General features: G+C 62.1%; 16 protein-coding genes. 7 read left to right on the forward strand and 9 right to left on the reverse strand.

Features of this window, described 5'->3' with window-relative positions; all coding sequences use genetic code 11:
* Positions 1 to 17: 17 nt before the first annotated feature.
* Positions 18 to 1,403 (reverse strand): glycoside hydrolase, encoded by a 1,386-nt coding sequence (locus tag ACIRCZ_RS19690; protein WP_402856444.1) that lies wholly within the window; start codon positions 1,401 to 1,403, stop codon positions 18 to 20.
* Positions 1,404 to 2,838: 1,435 nt separating this feature from the next.
* On the opposite strand from ACIRCZ_RS19690, the gene ACIRCZ_RS19695 reads away from it, so the two are divergent.
* The 3 genes from ACIRCZ_RS19695 (at position 2,839) to ACIRCZ_RS19705 (ending at position 5,023) form a co-directional block, all read left to right on the forward strand.
* Positions 2,839 to 3,147 (forward strand): hypothetical protein, encoded by a 309-nt coding sequence (locus ACIRCZ_RS19695; protein WP_402856447.1) that lies wholly within the window; start codon positions 2,839 to 2,841, stop codon positions 3,145 to 3,147.
* A gap of 40 nt (positions 3,148 to 3,187) precedes the next feature.
* On the forward strand, positions 3,188 to 3,457 hold the full coding sequence (locus tag ACIRCZ_RS19700; RefSeq protein ID WP_402856450.1) for a hypothetical protein: 270 nt from the start codon (positions 3,188 to 3,190) through the stop codon (positions 3,455 to 3,457).
* Positions 3,458 to 4,279: 822 nt separating this feature from the next.
* A complete protein-coding gene (locus ACIRCZ_RS19705) occupies positions 4,280 to 5,023 on the forward strand; it encodes an SOS response-associated peptidase (RefSeq protein WP_402856453.1) in 744 nt (247 codons plus the stop codon).
* A 1-nt stretch (position 5,024) separates the two neighbouring features.
* Here the strand turns inward: ACIRCZ_RS19705 and ACIRCZ_RS19710 are convergent, their stop codons facing one another.
* Positions 5,025 to 5,333 (reverse strand): hypothetical protein, encoded by a 309-nt coding sequence (locus ACIRCZ_RS19710; RefSeq protein ID WP_402856455.1) that lies wholly within the window; start codon positions 5,331 to 5,333, stop codon positions 5,025 to 5,027.
* A 628-nt stretch (positions 5,334 to 5,961) separates the two neighbouring features.
* Between ACIRCZ_RS19710 and ACIRCZ_RS19715 the strand changes: the two genes are divergently transcribed.
* Positions 5,962 to 6,357, forward strand: coding sequence for a hypothetical protein (locus tag ACIRCZ_RS19715; RefSeq protein WP_402856458.1), 396 nt, complete (start codon positions 5,962 to 5,964; stop codon positions 6,355 to 6,357).
* Positions 6,358 to 6,383: 26 nt separating this feature from the next.
* Here ACIRCZ_RS19715 and ACIRCZ_RS19720 read toward each other — a convergent pair whose 3' ends face one another.
* On the reverse strand, positions 6,384 to 7,373 hold the full coding sequence (locus tag ACIRCZ_RS19720; RefSeq protein ID WP_402856460.1) for a hypothetical protein: 990 nt from the start codon (positions 7,371 to 7,373) through the stop codon (positions 6,384 to 6,386).
* A gap of 326 nt (positions 7,374 to 7,699) precedes the next feature.
* Between ACIRCZ_RS19720 and ACIRCZ_RS19725 the strand changes: the two genes are divergently transcribed.
* Positions 7,700 to 7,927, forward strand: a complete 228-nt coding sequence (locus ACIRCZ_RS19725) for a hypothetical protein (protein WP_402856463.1) — start codon at positions 7,700 to 7,702, stop codon at positions 7,925 to 7,927.
* A 350-nt stretch (positions 7,928 to 8,277) separates the two neighbouring features.
* Here ACIRCZ_RS19725 and ACIRCZ_RS19730 read toward each other — a convergent pair whose 3' ends face one another.
* Positions 8,278 to 8,712 carry a hypothetical protein gene (locus tag ACIRCZ_RS19730; RefSeq protein WP_402856466.1) on the reverse strand — a complete coding sequence of 145 codons (435 nt, stop codon included), beginning with the start codon at positions 8,710 to 8,712 and terminating at the stop codon, positions 8,278 to 8,280.
* On the reverse strand, positions 8,705 to 9,658 hold the full coding sequence (locus ACIRCZ_RS19735; RefSeq protein ID WP_402856469.1) for a ParA family protein: 954 nt from the start codon (positions 9,656 to 9,658) through the stop codon (positions 8,705 to 8,707). Before ACIRCZ_RS19735 ends, ACIRCZ_RS19730 begins: the two co-directional genes overlap by 8 nt.
* Positions 9,659 to 10,093: 435 nt before the next feature.
* Here ACIRCZ_RS19735 and ACIRCZ_RS19740 point away from each other — a divergent pair, with 435 nt between their 5' ends.
* Positions 10,094 to 10,855: an alpha/beta fold hydrolase gene (locus tag ACIRCZ_RS19740; protein ID WP_402856472.1), complete on the forward strand. Its 762-nt coding sequence runs from the start codon at positions 10,094 to 10,096 to the stop codon at positions 10,853 to 10,855.
* 353 nt (positions 10,856 to 11,208) lie between these two features.
* On the forward strand, positions 11,209 to 12,855 hold the full coding sequence (locus tag ACIRCZ_RS19745; RefSeq protein ID WP_402856475.1) for an InlB B-repeat-containing protein: 1,647 nt from the start codon (positions 11,209 to 11,211) through the stop codon (positions 12,853 to 12,855).
* A 385-nt stretch (positions 12,856 to 13,240) separates the two neighbouring features.
* Here ACIRCZ_RS19745 and ACIRCZ_RS19750 read toward each other — a convergent pair whose 3' ends face one another.
* The 4 genes from ACIRCZ_RS19750 to ACIRCZ_RS19765 all read right to left on the reverse strand — a co-directional run bounded on the left by ACIRCZ_RS19750 (position 13,241) and on the right by ACIRCZ_RS19765 (position 20,331).
* Positions 13,241 to 13,600, reverse strand: a complete 360-nt coding sequence (locus ACIRCZ_RS19750) for a hypothetical protein (protein ID WP_402856478.1) — start codon at positions 13,598 to 13,600, stop codon at positions 13,241 to 13,243.
* Positions 13,601 to 15,554: 1,954 nt separating this feature from the next.
* Positions 15,555 to 17,552, reverse strand: coding sequence for a hypothetical protein (locus tag ACIRCZ_RS19755; RefSeq protein WP_402856481.1), 1,998 nt, complete (start codon positions 17,550 to 17,552; stop codon positions 15,555 to 15,557).
* Positions 17,553 to 18,391: 839 nt separating this feature from the next.
* The gene (fabI, locus tag ACIRCZ_RS19760; protein WP_402856484.1) at positions 18,392 to 19,162 is read right to left on the reverse strand and encodes an enoyl-ACP reductase FabI; all 771 of its coding nucleotides are present in this window, start codon (positions 19,160 to 19,162) and stop codon (positions 18,392 to 18,394) included.
* Positions 19,159 to 20,331 carry a hypothetical protein gene (locus tag ACIRCZ_RS19765; RefSeq protein WP_402856487.1) on the reverse strand — a complete coding sequence of 391 codons (1,173 nt, stop codon included), beginning with the start codon at positions 20,329 to 20,331 and terminating at the stop codon, positions 19,159 to 19,161. The genes fabI and ACIRCZ_RS19765 overlap by 4 nt, the downstream gene beginning before the upstream one ends.
* Positions 20,332 to 20,592 lie beyond the last annotated feature (261 nt).

The raw sequence follows: 20,592 nt of genomic DNA on the forward strand, positions 1-20,592 counted from the left end.
CAGGCGGCGCTGCGCTGTCACGGACACAGAGTGTTGCTTTTGCCATGCGCGTCCGCGGCTGTGGCGCAACCCGGTGGGACGTTCTGGAACGCGGTTTGACCAAAGTTGACCGTGACGGTCAGTGCGCCGTTGCCGTACACGGTCTGTTGCACCAGCCTGTCGGACGACAGCGCACGAAAAGAGGTGAGTGGTTTGGTGCCCGCCGAAGCTTGAATGAAAGCGAAGAAGCGCTGCTGGGTCGCGATCTCAGCTTTGTCTGCCGCAATGGTGTCCATGTCGAGCGAATACATGACCGGTTCGTTGTAAAGCATGGCCATCAGGATGCGGTGTGTCTTTAGCGATGGCAGCTTGTCGAGGCCGAGTTCCCAACGGTCAGTGCTGACAACCGAATCATGGAGGACGGTTTCGTACAACGGGACCCTGTACTGGGGTGCGAACATCGCGGTTGCCAGTTGCTGTGGCAGGTCGACAGGCTTGAAGAAGAACCCGGGATGATCGGTCGGCCAGTAGCCGCCCCACGTGGCTTTATCTCGTTCCAGCTTCCACAGGTCATCAAACACGGGCGTGGAAGACCCGTGACTGAATGCAATGGCCGGGTTCGCCCACCCCTCCGCAGCCTCAGAACCGAGGACGAGCGGCTTGCCGTTGCTGTAGTCACCTCGAGCGAGTGCTTCCATTCGCTCCAATCGAAGTGCACGATCTTCGGCTTTGGTCTGCGGATGAGAGGGTGTGGAGTCGTCGAAGAGTTGACCGACTGCGTCGACGTCGAGGAAGTAGCTGTCCGCACCGTTGGGAGTGAATGCCTTCACCCGGTCCGCGATCACACCATCGGCGCGTTGAGCTTGTGCGAGGGCAGTACTACTGAGATAGCAACCGCGGCCACCAAATCCTGTGACGATTCCGCCGTCCAGTCCACGTACACATCCTTGCGGGTAGAGGTTGTCGGGCCACGACGCGCTGGGACTGTCGCTGGTCGCCGGATCTTGGGCGTTGGCCCACGAATCGTACGGACCAATCAGATACTTCTTCTGCGCGGTCACGAAAGAATCTGTCACCGGATCGCCGTCGTACCCTACCCAGAACCGGTCAACGCCAGCGGACGCGAGTGCGTCCAACGCTTCCGGAGTGCGCCCGGACCCCCACACGTAAGCGTGCGGTGCCCCGACAAGGTCGCGCACGCGCGGATTGTTCGTGATCTTCTGGTCGAGGCTCACCAGCCCGCCATCGGCAAGTAGGTGCTCACGGTACGCCAACGCCGACGCAACCGGCGAACCGGAGTTCGGCGTGACAACGACATCGAACGTGGGTGTTTCAGCGGTGAAGTCATGTGACACGGCCGCTTGGATTGCACCCCCCGACTTGTGAAAGGCAAGAGACGACCCGATGTCCGTTGTTGTGTACATGCCAATCCCTGTGCCTGGAACCGACCCGGTCACTCCCCAGACCGGAAGAGTGAGGCCACCGGCGAAGTCCCTCTCGCTTCCGACCAAACCGGAGTCTGTGGAGAGCCAAAACGGGTCGTGAATTGGAACGGTCTGGCCGCTGCCGTTCGCATACTCGATCGACGCAACCGAACTATCAGTTCCGGTCATCGGCCATGCCAATCCAGGATGCCTGGTGGACCCGGCAGATTCGGACACAGCGAAACGCACACCCCCGCGCTGGACAGAGGCGTCGACCGTGAACTTCAGGCCAGCGGCAGGGTACTCCCACGTCGCCTGACCCCCACCGATCACCACCGAGCTCGGGATCCCAAGTGTTGTTGGCGTTGGTTCGGACACTGTCATCGTTGCCCCGCTACGCGCTCTAAAGCTCACAGCAAGAGTGTCAACGTCGATCCGGAACACTCCAGAGCTGACCCGCACCTGCACAGACTCGCCCAGACGACTCACCGGACCGAAGTCACCCGCGACCGCCGCACCCCCAACCGAGGCAAGACCCATGGACAATCCCAGCCCAACCACACCAACCCAACGCCGACGATTCCACATGGTCCGTCACCCTGCCCGTGAAGACTGAACGCCTCCTGATCGCACCACCCCACAGACTCAATCGCAGAGACCGCTGCACTGAGCGGCGTCGCCCGCTCAACGGCCTACCGAGCCATCCAACGAGCAGAAGGGCACCAACGCCAAGCCCTACCCGCTAAGGTCGCCTCCCACGTTTCGCGCAACACCGGCCCTACGGCGACGCCTGCCTTCACCCGACAACATGAAACCTGGGTGTCCCCTGAAAGGGGACTACCGCTCACTCACCGGATAGAACGATTGTTCCACCAAGAGGTTTCTTCACTGGTTGGAGCGAAATGACACTGACCGGCCCCGGTTACGGGGCCAGAACCACCCTCGCGGACACGGCCCTGCCGTGCCTGCTCGAAGAGGTGGGTCAGCGACCTGAAGGCCTCGGCATCCGTTCTGTGGATGCCTCCCGGATGGCCCAGCCGGGCAGCTGGACCATCCAAACCGCCCTGCACGGTTCGGGTCCTGCAGGCCACCCAAAAAGGGTGGGCGCTGGTGCAGGCCTTGAGGCGTCGGGCCCCATGAAGGGTCTGCACCAACGCGCCCACACTACGCTCAACCCGAGCCCGACATCTCCCCCAAATCAGGTGCCCCTCCCCACTCCAACACGGAGCATCCTCGGTTTCATCGGCACCGCCGGCACCATCGCAGCAATCGGCTCCCCCTCACCCCTCTACGCATTCGTCGGCACCGCCCTCACGGCAGTAGCACTTACCGCTCCCCTCCTCAGCAGAAGGACCGCTGAACGCATCTCCCGACACACCGACCCCATGCTCCATGCCATCGCATCAGGCCTCCGAGACGAAGGGCAACCCATCACGTGACCCTCACCGAGACAGTTCGCTCGCGCGTCGAAGAGCCAGGCCGCACGGCCTTGTCCGCAGCGACGCAAGTCACGATCACCCGAACGAGAAAGAACACCGGCATCGACGTGTGGGAAGCACGACTATGGCAACCAGGCCAAACGCACCCACTCCGCACCGACCCGGTCCTCGTCGACACGGGCACCCCCGCCCACGAGGTCATTGCAATCGCGACCATCCTCTACGGCAGCCAACAACTCCTCATCGCACTCCCCTGGCAAGAGACAACACCCGACACCTATACCGCCAGCATCTCCCGCATCTAACGCCCCCTCACCAGTGAGACGCAGCATAGTAGACCGGTCCGTGTTGCCCCTCGCTGCGGCGCCGGGCAACGAGCACACCGCTCCCCCAATCCAGGTACCGCTACCGCCCGTCGGCTGGAGCATCGGCGGGTTTACCGCCAGCATCGGCGTCATCATCACGATCGCCGCCGATGACACGGCACACACCATCGCCGGCGCAACCCTGGTACTCGCAGCAGCCACCGCACTACTACTCAACCGACGCATCAGCTTCCGGATCAACCGTGCGGTCGACCACATCATTTCCGGCCTCGCCGCCGACGACCAATAGAAAGGTCCCTGCACGCCGGATTGAGTCGTGTCCGCTGCACTGGCTGTACGGTCGAATGATGGCGCGTGCAAGACCGGTCCCTGCAGTGTGGCTTCGTTGCCGCAGCTGCAACCTGATGGTGAAGAGCCTGACCCAGGTGCTCGAGATGCGTGGCCACCTCGACAACACTGGACTTGGGATCTGCACCGGAACTGAGTTCACGATCGTGTTGCACCCTGAACCGATCGACTGGCAAACCAACACCGTCGAGACCGAACGCCGCGGACAGCTATGGGCCAGCCGGCCACGCCCTTAGACCGGGAACGGTAGCAACGAACCGCAGAACGCGCAGACCATCACGAACGAGGCAGTGCCATTCAGATTGTCACGAATCGCGGGAAACACGTCGGCGTTTCCGCAGACTGGGCACGGAGTAGACGAGACAACATATCCGCCGGCAGCAAGGTTCAGAGTCATGATCGATCCTTTCCTTGCACTTCATCTTCAACCCGATTCGGCCACGACACGCATTGGACTATTGCCCCCATCCGGAGCACACTCCCGCCAGGGCGACGGCGCAACAGGACAATCACTGGCCGCACGCATACGAGCCAGTTGAGCGATCCAACTCAACTCCGCGTTCCGCCTACGCCCTTCCTCGAACTCACGCAAGAGCGAATCAACACTGACAGATGATCTATCCACCCACCCACCCTTGGCGACCCTCACACCGAACACGAGGCCCTCCCGTCAAGCGGAAGCAAATTCATCCTCCGACGTCCACTCCCCCAATCCGGACAGCATCCCTCGGGCCGGTAGCGCACGGAAACCTGATCTAGCGTCATGGGCGCCGAGGCGTACGCTCGCGGCATGTGCGGGCGCTTCGCAATGGACGACACGGTCAACGAGCTGGTGACTGAATTCGTCATCTCGACGGGTCGGAAGCCGCAGGAATGGCGGCCGGGCTGGGAACCCAGCTGGAACATCGCACCGACTGAGAACATCCCGGTTCTGTTCGAATCCGGCAAGGGTGAGGCGGAGCCTCAGATCCGGTTCGAGTCCGCGTATTGGTCGCTTGTGCCCAGCTGGTCGAAGACGTTGAAGCTGAAAGCGTCCACCTTCAACGCGCGTGCCGAGGACATGGCCGAGAAACCGTTGTGGCGCGGGCCGGTGAAGTCGCACCGGGCGATCGTCCTCGCCAACGGGTACTACGAATGGCAAGGCCCGAAAGGGCACAAGACGCCGTACTTCATCCGGTATCCCGACGATCAGGTGATGGGGTTCGCCGGCCTCTACTCATGGTGGGCGGACCCGGCCAAGGATCGTGACGATGACTCTCGGTGGACGCTGACGGCGACAATCGTCACCTCCGATGCGGTGCAGACGCTTGCGGATATCCACGATCGAAACCCGGTGATCCTGCCGCAGCGGATGTGGGAGCACTGGATCGACCCCACCGTCACCGGCGACCAGGCCCTCGTCGACGAAGCGGTAAAGGCCGGCGTCGCAGAAGCTGAGGCGCTACGTTTTGACCAGGTTGGCCCAGTCCGCGGCAACCGCCCCGAGCTGATTCAGCCCGTCATCTAGTTCACCGAGCCCGCGGCGCACCGGTGCGTGGATCGAGGCCGGCAGTCCACCGTTCCCGTTGCTCCTCTGGGGTGACGATCCGCCCTAGCGGGTCAGTGACGGGGGCGAGGAACATCGGGGTGCCGAGCGCGCTCTCCGCAGCGAGCTGCGCCTGTGCGAGGGTCTCGTAATAGCCCAGCGGCCACCGATCGCTGCGCTTGAGCACCCAATGGTCGACCCGGTACATCATCAACGTCTCGTGCGTGACCGCATTCACCGCCGGCCCGTGATGGATGAGAAAACGCGGCCGGACCGCGTCATCGAGCGCCAACCAATCCTGCTCCCCTACCCGTATCGTCCACACACCGTCTATTCGAACATACTTTCGACTGTCTGGTGTAATAGGGGTCATGGGATCGAACCGGCGGTACCCCGAAATGGGCATCGGCCGCGCCATCGACGAGCTCCTGGTTCGGGCACAACCCGTGAGTCTCACCGACGACGAGCTCGACGTCGCGAACCATCCGATCTACCAGCCACCAGAGCCGCGACCTGTACGGGCATGGGTGCGGTTCCCAGAAACCGTGATCCGCCCAGAGTGCGAGGCAATCGAGTGGACCGACCGCGCCGTCCACGTGCGGTGGGTATCGGTTGCAGGTGTCGTGCGCACCGCATGGGTATGGCGCGGCGCGATCGAAGACGGCTGGGACAGGCCCCCGACCCCATCCCGCCGGTAATCCCTACAGCCGGATCGGGCGCTCGATGGGCCGCCCTGGCGTCGAGTTGAAACCATATCGCCAGGACACATTGGTGAGGTAGCGACCGGTGCCAGGTTGCCGGAGACATCATTTCGTTTCCCCTGCCGCTACGAAGGTCGTCCGCAGGGCATGGGGTGAATATGGCGGCGAGAACGCGGGTGCCTTGGCTTGTGTCCTCCGTGACTGTTTAGAGTGCTGCCCATGGAAACAGTCGACGTTGACAATCCCGCTTCGCCCTCCAGCCGCCTTCTGTATTTTCTCGTTGTCGGGATAGTTGGCGGCGGCGGAGTTCTCGCGTTCGCGCTGCTTCCACAAGAAACTGCAGCACTCGGTCCCGTACTCGCGCTCGGATTGATCGTGATGATCGACCGCGTGACCCAACGCGTGCCGAAAGTGTCATATCCACCTCGCGGAGCGTTTCTCGCTTACCTTGTCGTCCTCGGCCTGGCTGTGACAGGAGCCCTTGTAGTAGCCGGGACTACTGCGCGTGACAGCGCTTGGTGGCTGCCGTGGCTACTTGCCGGAATTGTGTTCGTCGTGGTTCTGATTGGTACTTGGATCCCGAGCGAGCGCTCCGCTCGACAGTCCACAAAGTAGCGGGTCTGCCGAGCGGAGCATCGCTGTTAGAAGCCAGTGCAGCTCTGCGAAACGCCGCCGGCCGCTAGGGCTCCGCTTAGGACCCAGCCAAAGGTACTTGTAGGCGGGTAAAACACGAGCGCAGCGATACCGCCCAGCGTCAGAAGGCAACCGCCTTTGCCCGTCACCTGAACTGAGGCACCACCGTTGTAGACGAGGCCAACTGATTTGATTAGCCGTCCATCGAGGTACTTCTGCAGATAGCTGCCCTTGCAATCGGTGAGCGCTTCACCGTGGCGCATGAAGTACGAGCTCCCGTCCGTCAAGACACAGTTGTAGTCGTATTGGCCGGTCGCGACAACGGTGGCGTTTGTAACCACCGGAAACGACGTTGATGAGGTGGGATTGACAACCTGAACCAAGACGCCTCCGTCAAGTTCATAGTGTGTGGGGACAGTTGCGCCAGCCGCGTCCTTTGCCCATGGTGGTGCAAAGTAGAAACTGGTCGTACCCGCCGCTCCCCCCACGTAGACCGAGCCATCCGGGGAAACGCGAGCGGTTTGACCAGCAGAAGAAGTCAACGGATACTCGTAGCGTGTCGGAGCCGCGGCATTCTCAATGACATTGTCGATCTGCACAGATCCATCAGTACGTACGACGGGCAAGGTGGTCGACCCATTCCCGTTGTCATAAGAAACGACACCCGGCGCCTGCACGGCAGCGTTATTCGCTGTGGCCGCGAACGGTAAGCCGATACGTAATCTGTCGGATCTTGTGGTCATCGTTATCGTCGAACTCGGATCAACCGGAATAGTCACCTCCGTGCCGGCAAGCGACGCGTCAATCGCACTCACACCAGCGGTCGTCGTCACTACCTCAGCGACCCCAGAGGCCGATTCTGGTGCTGCTTTCGCGACCACACCCCATTCGCTACCGGCCGTATCAGCGTTGGCGGGAACCCCGCCCACAGCCACCATTACCACCGTGGTCACAGACGCGCCGAGGACCATGGGAATGAACCTCTTGGAACTTTTCATGAACTCCACCGATCTGCGCACGACATCGTGCGCGTGAACCGAAGCCTCACGCCGCGACAACGCGCACTTTGGCCCGCCCCGCTCCAAGCCTTCGAAATTCACCCACGTAGACCACCAACACGATCTCGTCCGCGCCGGCACTTCCCGCTGGATGAGCACCCCAACTCAGCACAAGACCAATGTTGAAAGCGCCCCACCTACACGCCTAGGACCCAGATCAGGCGATCCACGTCGCTCCGGCCCTGTTCGTCGGTGCGCAACATTGAGTCCAACGAATTGAGCTGACGGCGCCTTGTGCTCGTCGGGCTGGTGCGAAACAGTTGAGCATGAGCGCAAGCGCAACGTTCACCGCGATCCTCTACAGGACCCTCGACCCCGCACGCGGCTCCTGCGAACAACTCCCCCTCATCGAACCCATTCCACCCACCCAGATCCGAGTTCCGGCCACCTTCGTCGGCGCAGCCGCGATCGACGTGTACGAACTCGCCGACGCCACCGACTGGCCAACCTCCGCCATGTTCATCTACACCACCACCCTCCCCCGCACTGCCTAACCGAAAGCCGGCATACCGCTCGACCGCTCGCGCCGAGTCGACAACCGCGCCTGAGGGGCGTCGTTCTCATGCGCACGGATTCACGCAGGAGATGCGCGGTTTCTAGGCGCGCGCTGACTTGTGGCGCATCTCGAGTGCAGCAGGCGTCGACATGACGTATCTGAAGCAAATGCTCGCAGGGCAACCGACTGCCACGGATCAATCCGAGGCGTAACAGCGAGGGGCCGAGCCTGGCGTGCTTCCAGGCCCCGCCCCGCTTATGGGTGGAACAGCTCTGTCCTCGTCCTTTGCGGGAATCACATTTCGCCCGCACTATCGCATCCCCTCCCCGCGCCGAGCACCAGCCGAACTCAGCTACCCAGTGGGCGCCCTCGGATGACGCCGTCCTCTGCGTTGTCAAACGGCCGACCGTCGTTGTACTTCTGCTCGAGCCGTTCGACCTCAGCGTCGAGGGTGGCAGCGATGAAGTCCGAGAACGTACGGTGCCGCTCCTGCACATGGGTGAGCGTGTAGGCACTCCGGAGTCGGGCGCGCCGCCCCTCCCCCACGGTCACCGTGATTTTCACGACTTTCGCGTCCGACTGGGCGTCGGTCGTGGGCTGCGGCACCGCGGCACCGGCCGGGCTGACCTGTGGCACTTCGCCGGCAATCTCTACGGGGTCCAGTGTTGCGGGCTCGGGCACCGGAACGCTTGTGTTCTGCTGTGCCGTGTTCTCTCGTACTGCTCGGATCAGAGTGCTCGCCCCAGGCTTTGCAGGAGGCGGGCCTACGCGACGGTCAGACATGCGCAACCTCACTTGACTCAGCTTCCTTGGCCTGTATGCGCGCCACAACTTCGGCGGCGATCGCCTGGAGGTCATCAGCGACACCCTCAGCCGAAGCCGGCCCCACTGACTGCGGCTTAATTCCCGCCTTGAGCTGCTCCCAAAACTTGGGTGCTGCCTTTACTTGGTCGTCGAGCTCGTGAACCAATAGCCCTCTCCCCCGCGCTCGTTTCGCCGTAGCTTCCGAGTGTCGAAGGAACGACTCGAACACAAGCCCTTCGATCTGCGTTCGGATCTCCTCGTCGGCGTCGGCGCCGCCGAGCGCTTCAACTATCTGCGCTGTCGACTCACGCCGGACTGTGGTTGCGGCAGTACCGCTACCGAAGACGACCACACCCAGAAGGTCCATGTCCGGGTTCAAATCGATGACTTGCTCGAGTCGCCCAGCCGTGATGCGCATTCCGCCCAGGCTGCCATCGTCGGTCTTGACAGGAATCAACACGTACCGGGCGGCGGCAACGGCGGCGGACTGCAACATGTCGTTGCCTGGAGGGCAGTCGAGGAGAACGATGTCGTACTCCCCCGCGACGCTGTCGAGCATCGAAGCAACGGAGAGACGCGCTTCGTCGAGCTTGCCTTGCGCGGCCTTGGAAACCAGGGCGGCCGCAGCTCCATCGATGTGCCCTCCCCCGACAATCACATCCAACCCAGGCCGCACATCCTTCAACACTCCGGGCCGGACTCCGTACGCAAGCGCTTGGGCCAGCGCAAGTCCATCGTCATCGCCGGCCTTTCCCTGATATCCGAGGTCCAGCCCGAGGTTTGCCTGATAGTCGAGATCCACGATCAAGACCCTCCAACCAGACAACGCAAGGAGGCCGCCCACGTTGGCGGCGATCGTGGTCTTACCCACTCCCCCCTTGCCATTGATCACGGCAACGACCCGCTGCAAATTCTGTCTATTCATACAATGCCTCCAAATACAACTATTCCGTTAAAGCTGGATTTTCCGGCTGTCGGCGCGCCGTTTCCCGATTCCCAGTCACTGTGGGACCCAACAATTCCATCTTTTCCGTCTTTCCAGCATATCCATTTTTATCAGACTTTCCTCCTTTCCCGGTTTTCCTGGTAATCCCATCTTTAGCGGTCGCGGCTGCTGAGAGTACGGGGCCATCACAAATGAAGCGGCCGACACCGCCGAGGCGACGCCGTCGGGCCTCACAACGCACGGGGTCGCCCAACGAGAGCTCGTCCGCGGGGGAGCGGGGGAGCGGGGGAGCAAAGGGTGTCGGATCTGCGTCAGTCGTCGCCATGATTCACAGGCGCGCACCAGGCGCAGCTGTGAGTTCTGTTATGAGCGCCCTCGGTCCTTCCCGGCTTCCGCTGCGACCATGTGGCTGCGATGACTACATCACCACGCCTCGTTTACCTTCCTGGGCTGACTCTCGGCCCCACCGATTCGCGTATGTCGGATCGACTCGTTGACCACCTGATACTTCGCGATGTGAAGCGTCAGTTTGAGCTAACGGCAGTTACGCCGCCCGCTCTGCAGCAAGGGGCCACGATGGCGCAGGTCGCGGCCCTGTACGCGAACTCGATCCGTCGTCTGGGCTCGACTCCCCAGCCGCTTATCGGGTTCTCATCAGGCGCGAGTATTGCTCTGCAGATCACCCTCGACTTTCCGGAGTTGGTCAGTGGTCTAATCCTTGTCGCAGGTGGCGCCCGCCTGGGGGAGCGCGGTCGAGTGGCCCAGAGCGACCTGATGACTTCCGACGGACCGCCAGGCCGGTGCGCCGCAGCGCGCTTCATGAGCGCCTCTGTGAGTCCGCCCATGCGGCCGATCGTGCGGGGGATTGCGGGACTAGCTACCCGCCGGAGCATCAGCGCACAGGCATCTGCCCTGATTCGAGCTGAGGATTCGTTCGATGTACTTCACCGCTTGGAAGGCATCAGCGTTCCAACCCTGGTCATCGCGGGGGAGTGGGACCTGTTCTATCCGCCTGAAGTAACTAGAGAAACGGCATCCAGGATCCCGGCAGGCGAGCTCCGTCTCTATAAGAGGCGCTCTCATGCTGCGCTGCCTTTCACTCCGGCCGTTGGGCGGGATATCGCATCATTCGTCTCACGGCATCTGATTCCAGAACGCGTATTCAGGAACGAGTGATTGCATGCTTTTCAAGCACGGGGGACGCGCCTATCGGGGTGCCCGGTCAGGTTCGATTTCCTGAGTCCTCCACAACACCGCCGTTGGAGAATTGCCCGCATGTGTGGCCTGAGTTTCCGCCTCGGTACGGAGCGTTCGTCTCGGCCGCCTCTTCGGGGGCGGGTGAAAAGCGGGGTGACCTCGCGCGCCGACGGATTCGTGGCTAGTCGCGGCGACTGAACTTCGCGAGACTGAACAGACGGCTTGCACGCTGCTGCCCTTGGCCGTGTGCAGAAGAATCCGCCGTCTGTCAGGAGTATCAAGTGTCCGAACGAGTAGCTCGCTCGAGCCGCATGCGTGTTGGCGCAATTGGTGTGAGCATTGCAATCGCGACCATCTTTGTCGCGGCGTCGGCCGCGGAGGCGGCGCCCGGCGATGAGCAGACGGGAGTTGTTTCTGGGTACACCGGCCAGGGACCGGTTCAGGTCGCGGTTACGCCGGACGGTTCCACAGCCTACGTGCTCAACGAGGACAGCAACTCAGTCTCGATCGTGAACACCGGGACGGACTCGCAAGTTGGCAACATGGCCGGAATCGTTGGGAGCCCGGAGGGAATCGGCTTCTCACCAGACGGTACGAAGGCTTACCTTTCCTACGGGTACAACACGCTGGCGGTGGTGGACCCCGCCACGAACACGCAGACGGGAACTGTTCAGGGTTACACGGGCTTCAGCTCCTGGAATGGCATCGCGTTCTCCCCGGACGGGTCAAAGGCCTACGTTGCAAGCACCGCTACCGACACGGTTTCGGTGATCGACACCGCAACTGACACGCAATCTGGCTTGGTTGCCGGCTACACCGGCGACCATCCGCGACAGATTGCGTTCACACCAGATGGCTCGAAGGCCTACGTCGCGAACGAGGACAACGCATCCGTTTCCGTGATCGACGTCGCAACGAACACACAGACCGGCGTAGTCACCGGTTACACCGGCGGCGACGCGCGAGGGGTGTCATTCACGCCAGATGGCTCGAAGGCGTATGTGGCCGGCTTGAACGGTGTATCGGTTGTGGACGTCGCAACGAACACACAAACAAGCGTCGTCGCTGGTACGAGTGACGCATTCAAGGTTGCGTTCACACCAGACGGGTCGAAGGCCTACGTCGGGAACAACCTCTCCAGCCCGTCCATCGTGGACGTCGCGACGAATACACTCGTCGGACCCGTATCGAACTACACCGGATACCGATCACGTTCGATTGCGTTCACACCCGATGGATCGAAAGCGTTCGTTGCCGATAGCGGCACAAATCTGGTTGCTGTCGTATCTGTATCCGGGACGCCAGCAACCATCGCAACAATTTCTCCGACAAGTGGGCCGATTGCGGGTGGCACATCGGTGACGATCAGTGGTGCCGCATTGCTGGGCACTACGGGTGTGGACTTTGGTGGTGTTCCGGGGACGAATCTGGTGGTGGACCCCTCGGGCACGTCTCTGACGGTGGCGACGCCTGCCCATGCGGTGGGTCCGGTGGATGTGGTGGTGCATAACCCGAACGGGGATGCCACGTCGACGGGTGCGTTTACGTTCTTGGCCGCACCGGTGACGATGTCGTTCGATTCTGCTGGTGGGAGCTCGGTCGCGCCCGAGAGCCTGAGCGCGGGTCAGGCGGCGACTAAGCCAGCCGACCCGACCAAGAACGGGTATGCGTTTGATGGGTGGTTCACTGCTGCAACGGGTGGTTCCGTGTGGGACTTCAGCACAGTGCTGTCGGCGGATACCACCGTGTATGCGCAATGGACTGCAGTTCCGGCGTCGACGCCGACTCCGACGCCGTCGACGGGCACCCCGACAAGCGGGGGCTCCCCGTCCTCGGGTGACCCATCGACAGTGTCTGGCAGTCTGGCTCATACCGGGAGTACTTTCCCGTTCTGGGTGTTGTGGGTGGCTGGCGCCGCAGTCGTTCTCGGTGGAGCACTCGTCCTTGCACGGCGCACACGCCCCAATACCGATAAATGATGGAAGGGACTTCAGCGAGCCGAACGGCGCCCTGCTGATCGTGAGCAATGGGAGAGAGCTTGGTCGCCAGTAGCCGGCAACTCCAAATAGTGCCAGCGGCTCTCCGGGCCGAAGCATCCGACAGCGACGAGCTCTCGGATGCTTCGGCGCTCTTCCGCTCGCGTAAGACACTGGCAGCGCGGACACACGCAACCTGATGCTGTTCGCACGAGCCCTCTGGTCGGATCCAAACCCGAACCCAGGGTTGACGCCCAACCGTCATTTGCCCCTGACTAGATCCCTGAGCAAGGTTGAGTCGCAAGACGCGCGCACCGCTCTCGGCCGCCCACTCCTGGCTAGTTCTGCTGCCGACATGCTGACCGCATGAGTGTCACGTCGGACACGGTTAGGCGTCGTCGTTCTCTTGGTGGTCGAGGAGGGGTTTGAGCCGGTCGATGATGGTGAAAGTGTCGCCGTCGTGGTCTTCTTCGCGGATCGTTTCGAATACTCGGTACCCGCAGGATCGGTAGCCGGTGAGACGAATGGCCCGCGCGTAGAGGAGTTCCGTCTCCGTCTTAGATCCCGCCTGGGATTTAGCGTTGCTGCGGGGAATGCGCGCGGTGAGGTGGGCGATCCTGTCGGGGATTCGATCGACCTCGAGTCGCGTCCGCCATACGTCAGCATCGCGCGCGGTTGGCGTCCCGTGGATGTCGATGACCCAAAACATCGGCGACTGCTTTACCAGGATCCCGGTCTCGGTTTCCAACTCGTGTCCGTACGGTCCACGCGTCCACCGCATAAGAGTGAGTGGCAACCCCACACCAAACTCCTGGGCAGGCGACGCCCCCGGAATGCGACGACTCTGTGGAACCCTCGCCGGCGGGTCCGCAGCTGCCGGTACGAGTCGGGGAGCATGTGCGGTTGCAGTGTCAATGACAGTCATCAATTCGTCCTTCCAACTCGTTGATAGCAACCGGGACACACCGATCGTTGGAAACCGCGGTACCACACGTCCGTTTCACCCAGGCGGGACTGCTGCCTGCCTCTGTGCTGTCAGTCGACGGTTCTCCCGTTGAGGTTCTGCCGCTCTCCGCCGCCGCCGCAGAGTTCGCAGACTGACAATCCGTCATCCGTTTGGCGGAGCGAGTTCACGCTTACGGCCGACGCCCGGTGGGCGCTGGCCGGAGTGAACTGAACGCATGAACGAGGACATCACGCCCGAAGTCACAATGGCCCTTGCACAGTGCTGATAGCAACCCACGCGAGAGCGCGATCGAACCGGACGCTGTTCCGAGCAACCGGCCCGGAGGGCAGCAAGCTTCCCTCATTGAGGTGTGACGGGGCCCTTCCGTGTTCATCCCATTCCAGGCCCCGCCACAACGCTCAGCAAAGCGGCGAAGGCCACGGAATCGTGGGCGAACCGCGGGTAGAACGATGTTTTCACCCCATGGTGCACGATGCTCCCGAAGTGCGGCCGTCTGCGAAGAGGTCCATCCGCGGCGTTCACAAGGGCTGACGGGGATACCCACGTAGTCCTCTGGTTGGATCCAAATCAGAACCCAGGGTTGACGCGGCCAACAGTCAGCCGCCATTGACTAGAACCATGAGCAAGGTTGATTCGCAAGACACGCACATAACTGTCGCCGGACGGGATCTCACCACGTGGCTCCGAGCCTGCGCCCAGGTATCAGCACACCTCTGAGCGAACAGGCCGGAGAGCACAGCATTGTCAGCTCACCGTTTCCGGAGACCGCTGGGAGGCTGTGGTGGGGCCGCTCGGCGCTCATCCCTACCGGCCCCACCACAACTACTTGGCACCGTCGGGAGCAGCGCCATTGGGGTCCACCCCGGACCCGCGCACCCAGGTAACCCCGCTTCGCGACCACAACCGTGTCCGAACCACGCAAAGGACACGTATTAGCCCTGGCGCGTGAGGTCGATCAGGATCGCTAGTTCGAACCGCCGTGACGAAACCCCCGATTGTCGACGAAGCCCGAACCCCGTCGACAATCTCATCCGCCCGACGCAGACGCGGTGGCGCCGGTCATCCGCTGCAAAAGAGACGCCGACGCCACCACATGGGGGAGCAGGATCGAGGAGCCCCCCGAACCGATAAAACACCCACACCAGCGCCGGCAACCACACGGCCCAACAGCAGGCGTAGAAATCACCCCAACACCGTCCCAGCTGCAGGAGTAGCCCCCGGAGCGGGCTCAGGCCGACTCGGCAAGATGGCATGAGAGAACTGCGCCGGACGAACGATATACCACCGCATTTGGTGGTGGCGGGGCCCAGAGAAGCCGCACAGCCACCGCCCCGCCACCGTGGCGGAGACACACCACATCAAATACCTCAACACATCCGAAAACGCGGACACCGTATTGCAGGCAGTGCCGCGCAGATTCACCCGACGACCGAAAGCCGCCCTACTTGAACCTTGCTCCGAACTTCGCTCAGAGGCGTTGGCACACAGAGCCAGTTGTGGCGGGACACCTTGGCCTATCAAATCCCGCCACAACTGTCCGGTGCCCGTCGAGGGTGGGCACCGACGAGTTAAGCGAAACTCGCCCACTCAGCAAAACCCGCTATGCCAGGGGCGACCCCGCTCGTGGCCTGTGAAGGCCGCACATTCACCCGGTTGCTAACCCAGTCATGCTTCGACCGTGGCATCGCGGCAGTCCGGCGGCCTGCCGATGTCCGACGGGAGACAGACGGTTCACTCACGCAGCTCGGTCCATACGTCTGTAGTCTCCGAGCGTCCATCTCGAACCGGTTTCGAGAAGTCCTGCGTCAACATCAGCGCGCGCTCGACGGTGGTCCGCTCGACCTCGAGGGTCATCCGCGATCCTCGGATACATTGGCCACTCCCGCTCACCAGAACGCGCAGGCGATTCTGTCCACGTCAGGGTGCGTTCGGTGATGTGTCTGCGTTTGGGTCGCAGCTGTGGGGGAGTGGTCATCCGTTCATACTCGGCACGCCACCATCGCCAGATCTCACGATCGACCTCGTGTCCTACCTGTCTCGCCTCCAGAACACCGATGACCCCGAGGCGTTCGGCCGCTGAGCGCCGGAAGTCGCGTCTGCTGCCGGTCCACCCTTCCTCGGTGACTCGTATCAACTTCACGCGACGAAGCCGGGACAGGATGGCAGTCGCACGTTCATGAGTCATCTGGAAGATACGAGCAACACCATCCACGGTCCAAGCAGATCCGGCGCGCATCAGCGCCCACAGCTGGCCAGCCTGATGACCTAAACCCCCATAGGTGAAGACGTCATGCTGCAGGGCGCTAAGGAAGTTCTCGAACTGCTCCAGAATCGCTGCCCGCCTCGCGTACAGGACCTGGAGCTCAGTCGAATCAGTCGGGGGGCGGGGTGTGATGTTTAAGGGTTGTGTCGCACCTAGATCTAGAGTTGTGGAAAAGTCCCGAGTTGGGGTGAGAGACCAGGTGGCCGCGTTCAACGTTTCCGCTCCCTGGACGCGTTGGACCAGGCCTTCGGACTCGAGCGAAAGGAGCGCCCTGGCTGCTGTGGAGTGGTCGATGTTGCATAGCTCAGCCAGGGTGCGAGTGGATGCGGCGACGGCGGTCTTGCCGGTCCGTAAGGTTAGGTAGGCGAGGCCGGTGAGAACGGTGCGGCGGGTGGGGGCGCCATAGCGGCCGCCCCACCGGCCCGGATTGATACGGAACCGGTCGGCGAGGTCTTCAGCGGCCGCCACTTGCAGCCGCAGTGTGTCCAGGTCCTTTGCTTCGCCGGTGGGTGCCGCTTTGCGTACTCGGACGTGCTTCTGTACTTTCTCCCACGCGTCCTCGAGGCGAGCGTGCGCCTCGGCCGCCGCGCGGGGTCGTCGCTCGCCTCGGTCGCCCGATCGTCGGGTGCGGAAGTGCTCCAGGCTCGGCGCGGTTGCTGCCGCTGCAGCGACGTCCTCGAAGGTGAATCCGTTCGAGGCCAACACCAGGAGCGCGTGCCACGCGGTTCGAGAAGGGTCGTCACCGCCGCGGTGCACCTGCAGCGCGGCTTCGGCCCGAGCGGAAAGCTGCCGGCGGCCGATGAACGCTACCGGACGGAGCTCGCCAGCAAGAACCGTGTCCTCGGGTATCAACGCCGGTGCCCGCTCGAGGAGCGCAGCAAGCAGGGCGCGGAGATCCTCGACCGTCGTCGACGGCATCACCAGAGAGTCAACCGTTCCGCGTATGACCCGCGAGAACGACCCATTGCGGTGCGGCGACAACGGCGGCCGCGCGCCACCACGACGCGGATTGGAGAGCATGCCACGGTCCAAAGCCGGAAGAACCGCCTTCGCCGCACGCCCGAGCTCGTCGACGAGCTCCGCCGGCGCCGGCTCGGCCATACCCAGCCACACATGCCGTCCACCCTTGGACGAGGACTCACACACCACGTGCGCGATCGACAACTGACCCAAAAGGATCGACAGGGCATCCGCGTGATCCTGCGCCTGCTCCACACCGTCGACATCACCAACGACGACGTCGAAGTCGAACGGAACCAACCAATACCTGCCCTCGACATCAGCCAGATGCACCAACCACGGCGACAACGGCACCACCGGACCCACACCGTGCGCGAGCGTGTACTCATTCACCGGAACCCCATACGCATCACGCGCAGCCTTGTGAACCTCCGGGCGCGGCGAAATCAACCGGGTCAGCTGCCATGCAGCCTCCCAACGCGATGAGACCGTCGTCGACTCGATCGTCATGGGTGATTTACCTCCAACTCGAAAATGGGTGCAACAAGACTGCCGACAGTGACTCGGCGTTCAATAGATGCGATGTGTCAGACCCCAAAAAGGGCTCAGACCGGTATAGGTGAGGGGCCGGTATTAGGCGCCGGCCACGGGCTCTGCGCTACTCAGGAAGCGACCGTCCTCCTCACCATGAGGAGCTGTGCACGCACCACGCCGAACATGGCGACGGGGCACGCAGGCCTGGAACCGGCAGCCGGACACAACAATGTGCGCAGCGGCAACGGCAAAGAAACGGGGGAGGAGAAGAGCTCGAACTCAACGTCGACACAACAAGCGACGGAGCAAACCACGGCCGACACGCCGACACGCGAGACGCGTGCGCACGTGCAAGAACCCGAAAACTGGGTTACGATGCTGACAACTCCTCTCAAAAGGGAACGTAAAAGCTCCTTCGTTCAGAAGGAAACTATTGGGATGAAGCTCGAACCTCGTGCTTGGCGGCTGAGAGGGTTTGAGCTCCAGAGTAAAATTCTGGGATGGCCCGCCGAAAGGCGGGCCTTTCTCGTTAAGCAGCGGGGATAGGCAGCTCCTGTCGACTATCGAGAGCTCGCACGGGCGCGAGCTCAGGCAACCCGACTTCCTTCGCGAGTACGGACGCAATGAAGTCATTGACCGTCAGGCCGTTCTGGTTCGCGAGCACACGGACAGCGTCGCCAATGGGCGGCGCAACCCGTGAGATGAGCTGCTCTCGCTCGCCCTTGCTTCGTCTTCCGCCCCGATACCGTTGAGCTGCCATGCGGCCAACGTAGCGCCAAACAGAATCTGAATCTCGGAACCGGCGGCGCGTGTTGTCAATAGGCGACGGCATGGAAGCCTCCGTCCACATGAAGCACCTCACCGGTAGTCATTGGGAACCAATCAGATAGGAGGGCCGTAACTGCCTTGGCAGTCGGGACGGCCGTGGATCGATCCCAGGCAAGCGGTGCGCGCTGCTCCCAGAGCGAGTCAATATCCTCAATTCCCTCGATCGACCGCATTGTCGTCGTGTCTACAGGACCGGCCGCAACAAGGTTCGTCCGAATACCGTGCGGGCCCAAATGAAGCGCCAGATATTGATTGATCGACGCATACGCGCCTTTGGCTACACCGGCCCATCCATATATGCGCCACGCGCTCTCGCTATCGACCGTGCACCCAACAACCGACGCACCGGGGTTGAGGAGACCCAGGGATGCAGAGACAAGCGACTTGTACGAGTACGCCGAGACTTGGAAGGAATGCGCGACCTCGTCCCACGAGGCGTCTAAGAACCGATCACCCATGACTTCGGGATAACTCGAAGAGATGCAGTGTGCTATACCGTCAAGCGAGTCCGCGTACTCGCGGATTCGATCTGAGAGCGCACCCACATCTTGCTCCTCCGTTGCATCGAACTCGACAACGGGGGCCGTTTTCGGTAGCCGCTTCGCTATCGCTGCTGCAACTTTCATGCGACGGCCAAACGAGGACAGAATGACCGCCGCGCCCTGCTCCTGTGCGATACGAGCCACTTCGAACGCAATAGAAGACTGAGAGTACAACCCAGCTACCAACACCGTCTTTCCGGCAAGTAGATCGTTCACGAAGCGGCCCCGGCCAGCTGCCGGAGGCTCACGAGGAGATAGCGGCTCGGAGCTGGGTCGATGTGAGTGACCTCGACGATAAACCTCATGGCGGCCCCGCCGGGGACCATGAAGGCAAGCTCGAGGGCTTCGGCCGGGGCACGGCCCGCAGAAACGTCATCGAGCGCCCTCTCAAGCGAATCCCGATCCTCCCCGTTCAATAGCGCCGTGATCGAGCCCTCATAGTCTGGCTGGAGCCCGAACTCGCTCCAGCTTGGAGATGTCAAGAACACACGCGCCTGCAGAAGATCCACGGCTGCGAAAGCCAGGTTGCGAGAAAGGCGGAACGCTGCGTCCGTCAATGCCTCGCTGAGTGCATCTGGGCTTACTGGGGCAAGCCCGTGGCTCACGTCGGCCGATGCTGATTTGACCTCGCGCGTGAAACCCCTCATCCAGAGCGCTTCTGTGTGTTCGGGGTCGTCGTACGTACGGCCGCACAAAGACAGGTACTTGAAACCTGGATTCGCCGTCCCATATCGAGTTACAACCTTGTATGTGAATAGTTGCCTGAGATGTGTGGCCGCCGAGACAGCAGTGTCAATGTGCCGCTTCATCTTTGCGCGATCTTCGGTTGTGGCTATCAACTTTGACAACCAATCGCCCACCGGCCCACGTACGCTTGAGACCCAATCTCGGGGGAACTCGTAGAGGCTGAATAGCGCGTCATCCCATACGGACGCATTCTCGTCAAAGTTTGTCCCGGTGTCGCGAAATACATGCCATTGCCACGTCCCGATGACGGGGGCGGCGGGAATGCTGGTTCCCGCCTCAACGAAAATCCCGTATGCGCCAAGAACGGTTGAGCGATCAGGTGATCGAACGACGCGAACGACAACGTCGAACTGCGCTTCGCGATACGTGGTCAAGTTTCGCGCATCCTGGCCCGTCGTCATGGCGTGAACGAGCGGCGCGAACATCACCTCGCGCGAGCGCTGGTCGAGCGACCTCCGCGGACTGGAGCCGCCGAACTCTCGATCTCCGACGGCAAGTAGGATCGGACGTTCTCGCTCTTCATGCTCCACCCACTCGAGGCCGCAAATGACCCATTCGCCTATCGAATCGACCTTGGAATCCTGGGTCCCGGTGTCAGTATTCACGTTCGCCTCCGATGCTCCGCCAACCATGGTCATGTTATACATGCTTATCGCTATGCGGCGAGCCAATCGAGTGACACGCGCAGAAGTTCCTCATCCAGCCGCACCACCGATTCGCTCAAGGCAACAAGCCCGGCCCTGTGCAGGCAGTCGAGGGCAAGACGCATCTCGGGTTCCGTCAACTGTGCAGTCGCTCTAAGCAGCGGCCACGAGGAGGAACCCTGGGCGTCTCGCAACGCGCGAAGTACCGCTGCCGACTTGGGCTGCGAAGCTGCGCAGATTGCAGAAACAATTGGA

The organism is Leifsonia sp. NPDC102414, from assembly GCF_044765685.1.
GTDB lineage: Bacteria > Actinomycetota > Actinomycetes > Actinomycetales > Microbacteriaceae > Leifsonia.